Source organism: Parasedimentitalea psychrophila (assembly GCF_030285785.1).
GTDB lineage: Bacteria > Pseudomonadota > Alphaproteobacteria > Rhodobacterales > Rhodobacteraceae > Parasedimentitalea > Parasedimentitalea psychrophila.
The window spans coordinates 4,454,556-4,465,652 of sequence record NZ_CP127247.1 but is presented as its reverse complement, the minus strand read 5'-3'; the positions used below and the strand labels follow the sequence as shown (position 1 = coordinate 4,465,652).

The window sequence follows — 11,097 nt, the reverse complement described above, 5'->3', positions numbered from 1 at the left end:
GACGGCGTTATTGGCTTCAACCGGCGTCGTCCCGCTTTGCAAATTGCTCTACTTTGTGGAAACCGCGATACTCGGGCAGCTCGATGTAGCTGCGCAGCCAGTCGGCTTCGCCACTGCCAACCCGTTTCCCGGCCTCTGATTTCGCGATGATGTCTTTGGCGTCCTGGAACCGCTCTCGGGGTGTTGATGCAGGCTGAAACCGTCCAACCGCTTTGGGTTTTGGATTTGATTTCTTCCTCTGTTCTACGCGGCTCTCAAAGGCCTTGCGGGCCTCAACCACTGCCGGATCTGACGTGACCTGGTGGCGTGGAACTATGACTGGTTTTTTGCTGAAAACAGGCTTCACAACCTTGGCCACCAGTTGAGCCGGCAGATCGGGTGCGCGGGCATCCATGTCGGCGGCAATGTCTTCGATCGACAGAGGCCGATGGGCGCGCAGAAGCTCCTTTTGAGCCTTCTTAATCCGCTGTTTGCGGCGCGCTGCTTCCCTTGCGCCTGTAACGTCAAAGAACCCAACTTTTTGCTGACATTCGGCAAAGCCCAGGTAAGAGCCGCCGAGCTCATAAATGTGGACGCCGGAATGCAGATCCTCGGGATCGAACCGGGCCACAACCCGGTCGCCTGTGCGCTCAGACATCCAGTTTGAGTGGTAGAAATTACCATAGAGCTGGAACTGGCCGCTGTTTCTGTTCAGCTTGCCGACTTCCTGACCCATCAGCCAAAGGCGGCGTTGATCTTCTGTCGCCTTGCGGATGGGGGCTTTTGCGTAGCTCTCGGCAAAGGTCTCGTCAAAGGACCGGCCCCGCGCAGTTGCCGACAACCGGCCCTGGCGGGCGTTGTGCTCTGCGATGCCCTCGGAAACCACCTTCAGGAAGGTGTCCAGCGGCACGGCGCGGCTGCCATAGTTCTCGGGTTTGGCATCGGGGCGGTTGCCGGTGTAGGCGCCTTTGAAACGTGGGTCTTTGGCAATGCTCGATGCAAAATCCCGAAACCCGCGCTCAATCGGCTTGGCCTGGCCATGGGCCGGGGTGGCCCAGTGGATCTTAATCCCCATCAGGGGCAACACGCCAAGTGGGTCGTCGTCGCGCACCTTGAACCGGAAGCGGGTAGGGGCGCCGCCAGTCATCCACTTGTTGGCGAACTCTCGGCCGTTATCAAACAGGCAATGGCGTGGGATGCCCCAGGTTTCGACCAGTTCTCCAAAGGCTGCCATGACCATGACCTTGTTGGGGTCGTTGTCGACGCGCCAGCTTAGCATTTTGCCGGAATAGAGGTCTTGGAAGGCCACGATCTGAGGCCGGTTAATGGTGCCATCCGGCCAGCGCACAAAGACGTCGATCTTGTGGCAGTCGGCGTTGACGCCTTCCAGGGCCGTAAGCGTGGAGCGGTCACGGATCTGGGCTGGGAAGCAACGCATCAGCCCACCTTCGCCTTCTCGGGCAAACACCTGAGTGACGCGCGGCACCTCGGCGTCCAGACGTCGCCTGGCCGTCTTGTTGGTCGGGACATCCCAACCCTCATGCCTGGCCTTGGCGCAGGCGTCTCGGAAACACTGGGCATATGTCGGCTGTTCAAGGCGCAGATAAAGGCTCTTTAAATAGTCCATAAACGCGCTGTTACAGGTCGCATTGGTGGGCGCACGTTTGGCCAGCCGATTGCGCGGCACCAGGTAGGCCAGACGGTCCTCTGGCGCGACGCCTTCAACCATTCCGATCCAGTTGTAAATGCTGCGGGCCGAGGAGCCACATTGGCGCGCTGCCTCGGCAACGGCGTGAACATGGGTGACGCCAGACTGGTGTAGCCCATCCACCATTTGCAGAGCAGCCAGGCGGAGTTTTGCTTTTGTCTTTGCGGTTTCCGGCAGGCTATCAAATGCAGCCCAGGCAGCGCCCCGATCCGGGCGCTCGTCAGGGGTATCTGCGGCATCGGTCAGCAGCTTGCGCCGCGCCGCCAGGGGCAGCACCGACCAGTGGTAAATCCAGCCGCCGCCACGCCCGACCTTGCGCTTGGCGCAGCCTTCAATTGCGCGCCAGCCGAAACGCTCGGCAAGTGAGTTAATGCCCCGCTTGCTGCCTGGCAGTTCGGGAAGGCCAGACTCTGCCAGCTCTTCGGCTGTCCACCAGATTTGTTTGGGTTCAACGACGCTCATCGGTTCACCCCGCCCTTTTGGAGGTGAAAGGGACTATTTCGGCGTCTATCTCGGAGACGTCGTCACTCTGGACCGGGGCGTTTTCGCCCAGCAGCTCCAGCAGCTCGTCGCGGTGATCATCAACAAACCGTCGGCGGGCTTCTTTTGGGGCCCGCGCAAAAGCGTCGTTCAATTTGCTTCGGGCAGCTTCAACCGGGTCTTTAACGGCAGTGCCGGGGGCTTTCTTGCGGGCCAGAACTTCCTTGGCTGATTTGGCAGAGCCGTCGCCCAGGGCGCGGCAAATGTCATAGCGGTCCGTGGTCGAGCCGCATTTGGCGATCTCCTGCAGGTCTGAAAGGGAGACCTTCTTGGGGGCGTCGCGTAGCTCTAGGATCTCGCGGGGTCCGAGGGCTTGGCCTGCTGCTAAAAGGCGGAAAACGGTGCGCTCCGTAACTCCCATTTTGGAGGCAGAGGCGGCTGCAAACGATACGACTGACACATTGTCAGTCGTATCCCACCGCTTTGCGACTAAGTCGGCTCCGGTAGCGGCCTTCGTTTCAGGGAATGCTCTTTCGTAGACCTCTTTTCGACGCGCCAAAAAGACACACAATTCCAAAGGATCCAGTTCAGCATGCGCCAGGTTATCGTCAATCTCGGCCAGATCCGCCCAATCATCGGTACAGTCCCAAATTTTAGCGGGGATTTCAGCGCGGCCCAGGGCGCGAAACGCCGCCATCCGGTGGCCGCCGGCGATCAGCCGCAGCTTGCCAGTCTTCTTTATTTTGCGGACTTGGATCTCGGATTGCAGACCAAGGGTTTCAATCGAATGGGTGAGGCTCTTAACGGCCGTTTCCGAAACCGGGCGCAGCCGGTTCGATGTGTCGATCTCGTCCAGCGGGATCTCTTTAACTTCAATCAGGCGTGGGGGACGCATGGGGGATGCTCCTATTTGAAAATCAGAGGGCTGGGACAGATGCTTCGATCAACCTGCTCAGGTATTTTGGGCGGGTCATTTTTACGGTTGCAAAGACTTGAAAATGGCCATGTGCAGTCATCGGTAAATGTCTCCAAAAATAAGTCCGATAATGAGGATTATGAAAAGTGAGGCCGCGCCGAGGATCTCGCCGAGCCAGAAAAGGGCGGTTGCAAACCAGGCCCGCCGATCCTGGTCCCGGCGTTTCTGCATCAATGTGCAAACGCCGGGACCCGTCTCCGCGAGTGGTGGGCTAGAATAAAAAGCCCTCGACGGCGCATCCCCTGGGCCGTCGAGGGAGTTGTCCAACCGGGCCCGAGCAGGGGCGTGGTTGGATTGGGAGTGAGGGGGGCAGGAGGTCATGGTGCGACCCATTCGGACCGTGTTTCCAATTGCTTCTCTTGTCGACGAATTTCGAGGCGACGAACCTCTTCTAAATGCGTCAGTGCATCATCCAGAGCAGCAAGTTTGGGCTCCGTCGGGAAGAGAAAGTCACCGGCCGTCCAGTGCTGGTAATATGACGGTTCCAAACCCGCAGTCTTTGAGAGCTTTCGTTTAGAAACACCAACAGTTTGACGGCGAGTTTCATACTGGTCCGTTAGGGTTTTCCACCTGTCGTTGTGTTTTTGAGCTTGGCTTGTCATGTTCCTCAATCGCAATATGTCGACTTATATATCGTATTATCGAGATTAAGATTGCATTGTCAATACGACTTATAAGTCGTATTAGTAGGACTAGAGAGATAACGAGTTTGATAGGTGTGATGGACGACTGGCGGACCAGAATGCGTGCTGAGTTGGCGGCAAGAGGAGTGAAAATCACTCTCCTTTCCGAACAGCTGGGATACAGTCGCGACTACATTGGCCGGATGACAAAAAAGGGCAGTAATCCTGGTATCACTGATGTGATGAAGGTCTGCAAATCCGCGGAAATTTCGTTTGTTTATGTCTTCACTGGAAAGAGAGAAGACCCCACTTTTGACGGAGTCTTCAATGAGATGTCAAAGTTGACACCTGAAGAGCTTACTGCCCTGAAAAACCACTTGAAGGCGGATCCTTTGGTTCGCGGACCGATCGCAGATACCGACAAAACATAATTGTCTCTCTGAGTTGCTCTGGGCTGAGGTCGAGGACCAAAGCAACCAGTTCAAGAAATTCTCTTTCATTCATATTTGTGTGCCTATTTTTCTTGAAAAGTAGGCATCTCTATACAATTCTGAGATGTATGCACGTTGGCGTTCCGTTTTGCGCCCAATGGCAACTCGCAACGCAATGCGATCTTGGCCGCTCGGAAATCTGGTGAAGAAGGGACCTACCCGCAGCCCACTTTGCAGCTATTCGCTGCAGACGCAAAGCCGATGACATTTCAACCATAGATCGCGGGATAAGCGTACCTTGCCTTCCACTATGAGAATGACCACATGTAAGTGGATTTCCAGAGAACGGCCCGATTCAGAAAAAAATAAAGGTTAACCAGATGAGCAGCGAACTTCCACTTCCAGAAAAGCTTGGCGGAACCCGAGACCACGATGAAAAGCATCCTTGGGTAGGACTTGTCGGGCGTGGCAACAGTGGATGGAGTTATGCAACCTGGCGAAAAGGCAGTTTCAGTACAACTGGAAATCCGGGTTTGGCCTATACTTTTTCCACTCAAGAGGCTGCTTTTGCATTTGCGAATAGTTTTCCGTTCGGTGGAAAGAGGTCTGCCAAGCGACTGACAGTTCTAAGTAACCCAACTTCTCAGGGCGACCGATACTGGCGACGATGAAACCGGACAGTGCCATCTGATTCATCTCGTTCAGCGGGTTCGGCCCTGACCTGCCGTTCGTGACCAACCCGTCTAACGGCAGGTCTCAGCCCTTCTACGACATTCGTGCAGGGTGCAGCATAACGCGGCATATGGAGCACAAAGGGCGGATTGCGGTCATTCGCTGCGGTATGCGCCAAGGTCTGCAGAGCGGACAAAGTGAGCTTTCGCTGCAATTACGCCTACGTCTGCTTTAGACCAAATCGTCAGACCGCTTTTCTTCTCAGAGATTTGAACCTAGGTTTTGTCGTGCATCTAAAAATGGAGCAACAGCAACCCCATGAAATACGTTAGAATTGAACGCCAGGGCGCCATCTCAATTGTGTCATTTGATCGGGGCAAACCCGCAAATCCGCTTTCCTATGATCTTATGTCGGAGCTTACAGAAGTAGCGCGCAGTTTTGAGGGTGATCATCAGACATCAGCAGTTATTTTGACGGGCCGGTCTGATAATTTCTCCATGGGTTTTGATCTGAGTGACCCTGAAACACAGAAGCTGCGAGACGCCGGATTGGCTGAGCGTCGCGAAGCCGTTACTACAGGCAAACGGATGTGTCAGGCTTGGGAAAATGTGCAGGCGCTGACAATCTCTGCCATCGAAGGCTGGTGCGTCGGTGGTGGTGTAGCACTCAGCGTCGCAACCGATTTGCGTGTTATGGGCGAGAGCGCTGGACTGTATGTGCCAGAAATCGAACGCGGATTGAATATGTCCTGGGGGTCTGTGCCGCGGATTACCAATCTAGTCGGCCCGGCAAAGGCCAAAAGGCTTATCATTCTAGCAGAAAAATGTCCGGCACAGCGGGCCTTGGATTGGGGGTTGGCTGATTGGCTTTCTAAAGACGGCACCACATTGGAGAAATCAATGGACTTGGCAACGCTCGCGGCATCCTTGCCTCCAGTTGCGGTCCGTATGTGCAAGCAAAGCATCAATGCTTACGCCAATGCCTTGGCTGGAGTGGCCAGCCAAGCAGACCACGATCAATTTGCGCTCGCGCAAGACAGCAATGATGCAGACGAAGGTATTCGCGCTTTTTTAGAAAGACGGAAGCCAAACTTCACTGGTGAATAATGAGACCATTGCTGTGATCTTGATGACTTGTTACCCAATGGCTGCAACGCCTGATCTAGATACAAGGCGCGCGTAACCGGCCATTCATGCGTCACGCAGCATCGGTCAAAGTGGGCTCTTTGCCGCCGTTAGCTGCGCACCGTCCCAAGGTCCGCTAAAAGCCGTTCGCGACATGTCGACGCGTCCTGGGGGCCGACTTTGCAAAGGTCAATTACTGCGCATAGCTGCCGTTGGTGGTGGACGCGGCGAAGGGTCGGTATCGGAAGAAAATGTACGAAAATGGTGCCGTTCTCGGATCCCGGAAGGGGGCACCATGTGTTAGTTCTCTCCAAAATCGCTTCCCACTTCCTGCACGCAAGGGAACGTATCAAATACCTCTATACCTTTGATTATTTTCAACTAATCCCTTTCTGGGAAGCCGTTAACAAACTTGGCGCAGGATTTTCCAGTTCCGTCCCTAGGAAAAGGCTCACTTGGTAGGGTGCCGGGACGGTTAGAATGGCCGAGTAACCTTATTTATAAGGCTCTCAGGGAGGTCAGGATAATTTGCAAGGTTAGGTGTCCCAATATTGGCCAAACGGCATTAAAGGCCCGTTTTAAGCTGTTTTGAAGGACACGCATCAATCCTGCCCAGGATGCGGCCCACCGTCACAAAACCCCTTGTTTGTAAGGTTCTATCCGGCTTCTTCCGGCATCCTCCGGGCTCTTCCGGTTACTGCAATAATAAGTGTCCAACAACAACGCATACACGGAAAGATAGTTCCCCACGGTATGTAAGTATGTCGGCACAAAACTAATGCGAATTGATGCGCTCATCACAGCTGGAACCTTCTATCAAGACCTATAGAATGCAGGAATCCTCGTAGGCCACTTCCTGACCAGACTGGCTACTGCCCGTGCCCCTAGCAGAGCTTCAAACGCCGCTTCGCACTATTTTGATTGATCATGGGTTGCGTTATCCATCCCAGAACGGGGGAGTGCTTCTTAACAGGATCAAAGCCTAAGGTTAATCCAATCGAAATCAGATGCTGCGAACCATCGTCTAGAATATGGAAGTTCTCACAAGACATGTCAAAACAGCGTATCACTCAAGGTTATCTCCGTCTGCGCAGCGGAATTGCGTTGGTGATCTTGTTGTCTGCGGCTATTGGCGCCTTTCTCATTACGCTTTCCGGGCGCGACGGAGTCGCTCGACGTGCTGAAAACACACAATCTCTCGATCTGATTTTGGTTTCTCTCGCTGAACTTTCTCTGGCTTTCGACGAACTGAAAAATGACCCCGCCAAACAAAGGGCTTTGATTGCCATTGGCCGCGTCAGGCGAAGCGCGCTGATGGCTAGTGGAGCCCTAGTCAAGATTTCTGATGCCAAATCGCGGTCCGCATTTTCTGAGGACGCGCAGAAAATGATGGCCCAGACATCATTGAACCCATTGGTCGAGCTTGGCGACATCCTGTTCCTCACCAACTTTTTGACGAACCCTGGGAAAACCAATGCCGAGATTTCAAAAGCAGCTACCCTTGCTTCGGATCTGTCACGACAATTGATCCCGGCAATTATGCAGATTAAGAATGCGGAAGTCAGAACTGGTCGCGCCGACACAGATGCGCAGTTGATCTATGCATTGATTGCCGTGGCCATCGGCGCTTTGGGAGTTCTGGTGGCGGCTCGTTTTGTGCACTTGCCGATGGAACGCTACATCATCAAAGCACAATCCGAAATTGAGACGAGCCGCCGAACTGCTGAGGCCGGGTCCGAAGCAAAGTCGATGTTTCTGGCGACAATGAGTCACGAAATACGAACCCCCTTGAACGGTGTGTTGGGTTTGGCGGAGTTGCTGCAAGATACAGATCTTGATGACGAACAACGGCATATGATCCACATGATGATCGTGAGTGGCAATTCTCTGTTACGCATCCTCAACGATGTGCTGGATCTTTCCAAGATCGAAGCCGGCAAGTTCGAAATGGAGACCGAGACATTTGATGCTCTTTCTCTCTGTCAGGACGTCGTTGACTTATTTTCGGCGCAAAAACAGAGCAAAAATCTTGACCTTCTCCTTACTGCACGTTCAGAAACAACCAATTGGCGCGTCCTCGGACATGGCAAAGCCGTCCGGCAGATTGTTCTCAACTTAGTTAGCAATGCAATCAAGTTTACTGAAAGCGGTGCTGTTGAAATTGAGCTGAACGAGTTGACACCGCTGACCGCAGGGAAACGCATTTTCAGGCTTGTTGTCCGAGACAGTGGAGTGGGAGTGGCACCAGAATTTCAAGAGCGGATCTTTGATCAATTTGCTCAGGCCGACGCCTCGACGACAACGCGGTTTGGCGGGACCGGGTTGGGCCTCGCCATTGTCAAAAGGCTCACAGAAGCCATGAACGGCAAGATTTCAATGAAAAGCACCTTGGGTGAAGGATCAGAATTTGTTGTTGAGTTTCCGGTTCAAGAGGCCCCCGCGGTATCAGGGATTTCCGGCCCTGATGAAATTGCAGTGACCTTCAACAAAAAGATCCTGGTGGCTGATGATAATCGGGTCAATCGATTGGTCGTCAGCAAGATGCTGGAACGCATGGATTGCGTGATAAATACTGCCGCGAACGGTATCGAAGCAATCGAACTTGAAAAGTCATGGTCGCCTGACCTGATCCTGATGGATGTTCGGATGCCAGAAATGGACGGGCTGGACGCAACCAGGGCAATCAGGGTGAAAGAACGCGAATTGGGGACAGCAACACTCCCGATCATCGGGCTGTCGGCCAACGCTATGGATGAACACCGCAATGCCGGCATGTCAGCGGGCATGAGCGGCTATCTCTCGAAGCCAATCAGGAAGGCTGATCTGGCCGAGGTACTAACGCGCCTTTGGCCAGACGAGAACAGCAAATCAAAGGAACCGAAAAAACGATGCGTCTGACAAAAACCACTGCCTCAACCCTATTTGCTGCAACTATATTGGCCGCTCCGATTGCTGCGCAAACCGAACAAGTTTGGCTTTACAATTGGAGCGGATACATCGCCCAGGAGACCATCGATAGTTTTCAGGAAGAATTCGGCATTCAGTTCTCCATGGACACATATGGTGAGGCGGACGAAGCAGAGTCGCGCTTGATCACACTCGGCTCAGGTTACGATCTGGTGGTGGTCCCCATGGAAATTGTAGGCCGCTTAATTGAGGCAGGAGCCATCCAGGAAATCGAGATGGATGCCATTCCGAACGTGGCGGGTGTGGATCAACAACTGCAGGAACTTTTTCTCAAGTCCATGCCCGGTGCGGACGGGTACGTGCTGCCCTACCTTTGGGGCACGACTGGCATCGCATATGATGTTGACGCCGTGTCTGAACGCTTGCCGAATGCCCCAATTGACAGTTGGGCACTCATTTTCGATCCTAAGAATGCGGAAATGTTAGCCGATTGTGGCATCACAATCGTTGATTCAGTTGAAGAGGTGGTTGCCGCAGCTCTCGTTTATCTCGGCTTGAATCCACACTCCCAATCTGACCAGGATATTGATGCGGCCTTTGAGGTATTGTCCGCCATTGCGCCCTACGTCCGTTCCTTTGATAACAATCAATTCGATGACCTGCTCGGCGGGGAAATCTGCCTCACAGTTGCATGGAGCACTGATGCTCTAGCGCCGCTTTTGCTGGAGAAACGCGACCAATATCAATACATTCTTCCCCAAGAAGGAACGAACCTTTGGGCCGACGTTTTCGTTATTCCTAGCGATGCAGCAAATGTGGATCAGGCAAACCAATTAATGAATCACATCCTGCGGCCTGACATGATGGCTTTGACGACCCTAAGTACATTGGCGAACAACAGCGTTCCTTCCTCACGGGTCGAAATCGACGACCCAGACTTTGATTTGCCAGTATTGGCGCTTCCTCAAAATATTCACGTTCCACTATACTTCATCAAACCGCGCGATGGCCTGGAGAAACGGGGTCTCGATCATCGCTGGAGAAGGCTTCAGATTGGTCTTTAGAGGGCTCTACAAAAGGCCTGACAGTCGTTTTTTCGTTCTACCATCCCCTCAAGGCAACACGTCTCCGCGATCAGATCAAAGATTAGGACCACAAGTTCCATAAGGGTGGGTCTTCCTGCTCTCTGTTCAGCGGCCGTTGGCTGCTCGAAATTCAAAATCCACTTCTGAACGGCCGTTTTATTGAATCAGTTCACGCCCCCTCGCGTTTGCAGCGAATTTCGCTTTCCGGAAAAGCTACTGATTGCTGGGATGGCAGCATTAGTTAAGATGGCTCTGACCAGCCATTCGCCGCAGTGGTCACGAATGGCTGCTGAGGGCCGTTCGCGCACCTTCAGGACGCAGGGCAACCCCGACTTTGCAAAGGTCACAATCTGCTCGTAGCTGCCGTTGGTGCTGGACGCGGCGAAGGGTCGGTATCGGAAGAAAGTGTACGAAAATGGTGCCGTTCTCGGACCCCAGATGGGGGCACCATGTGTCAGTTCCCACCAAAAACGCTTCCCACTTCCGGCACGCAAGCGAACTTATCAAATACCTCTATGTCTTTGATTATTTTCAACTAATCTTTATCTGGGAAGCCGTGAACAAACTTGGAACGGGATTTCCCAGTTCCGTCCCTAGGAAGAGGCTCACTTGGTAGGGCGCCGGGACGGTTAGAATAGTCGATTAACCCTATTTATAAGGCTCTCAGGGAGGACAGGGGAATTTGCAAAGTTAGGTGTCTCAATATTGGACAAACGGCGTTAAAGGCCCGTTTTAAGCTGTTTTGAAGGACACCCATCAGACCTGTCCAGGATGCGATCCACCGACACAAAATCCCTTGTTTGTAAGGTTCTATCCGGATTCTTCCGCCATCCTCCGGGGTCTTCCGGTTACTGCAATATCTAGTGTCCAACAACATTGGAAGCACTTCAAAAAATCAAACAGCAATTGCCCGGCCTTTCTAAACGATGGGCGCTGGACGGCGGGGTGAGGCGCTGCCGGGTCCCGGATTCGGACGGTTCCGCTTCGGCGATTTGGGACAGAGATAATTGCAGTAGCCTGCCGGGCAGCGGCTCAAACTGCTCAAATCACCGGTTTGACCACTTCCTTAAACGGTCTTTGAAGGGTTTTTAAACCCCGTTCAAAAGCTCCT

Annotated in this window: 6 protein-coding genes; 4 read left to right on the top strand and 2 right to left on the bottom strand. The window is 53.5% G+C overall.

Annotated features, from left to right (window positions below; genetic code table 11):
- Positions 1–16: 16 nt before the first annotated feature.
- Positions 17–2,149: a transposase domain-containing protein gene (locus QPJ95_RS21510; RefSeq protein ID WP_270920559.1), complete on the bottom strand. Its 2,133-nt coding sequence runs from the start codon at positions 2,147–2,149 to the stop codon at positions 17–19.
- 4 nt (positions 2,150–2,153) lie between these two features.
- The gene (locus tag QPJ95_RS21505; RefSeq protein ID WP_270920560.1) at positions 2,154–3,062 is read right to left on the bottom strand and encodes a ParB/RepB/Spo0J family partition protein; all 909 of its coding nucleotides are present in this window, start codon (positions 3,060–3,062) and stop codon (positions 2,154–2,156) included.
- Positions 3,063–3,885: 823 nt separating this feature from the next.
- Here QPJ95_RS21505 and QPJ95_RS21500 point away from each other — a divergent pair.
- From QPJ95_RS21500 to QPJ95_RS21485, 4 genes are all read left to right on the top strand, one after another.
- Positions 3,886–4,197, top strand: a complete 312-nt coding sequence (locus QPJ95_RS21500; protein ID WP_270920561.1) for a hypothetical protein — start codon at positions 3,886–3,888, stop codon at positions 4,195–4,197.
- 990 nt (positions 4,198–5,187) lie between these two features.
- Entirely contained in the window at positions 5,188–5,976 is a 789-nt protein-coding gene (locus tag QPJ95_RS21495; protein ID WP_270920562.1) for an enoyl-CoA hydratase/isomerase family protein, read from the top strand.
- A gap of 1,068 nt (positions 5,977–7,044) precedes the next feature.
- Positions 7,045–8,892, top strand: coding sequence for an ATP-binding protein (locus QPJ95_RS21490; protein ID WP_270920563.1), 1,848 nt, complete (start codon positions 7,045–7,047; stop codon positions 8,890–8,892).
- Positions 8,883–9,965, top strand: a complete 1,083-nt coding sequence (locus tag QPJ95_RS21485) for an extracellular solute-binding protein (RefSeq protein ID WP_270920564.1) — start codon at positions 8,883–8,885, stop codon at positions 9,963–9,965. Before QPJ95_RS21490 ends, QPJ95_RS21485 begins: the two co-directional genes overlap by 10 nt.
- Positions 9,966–11,097: the final 1,132 nt, after the last annotated feature.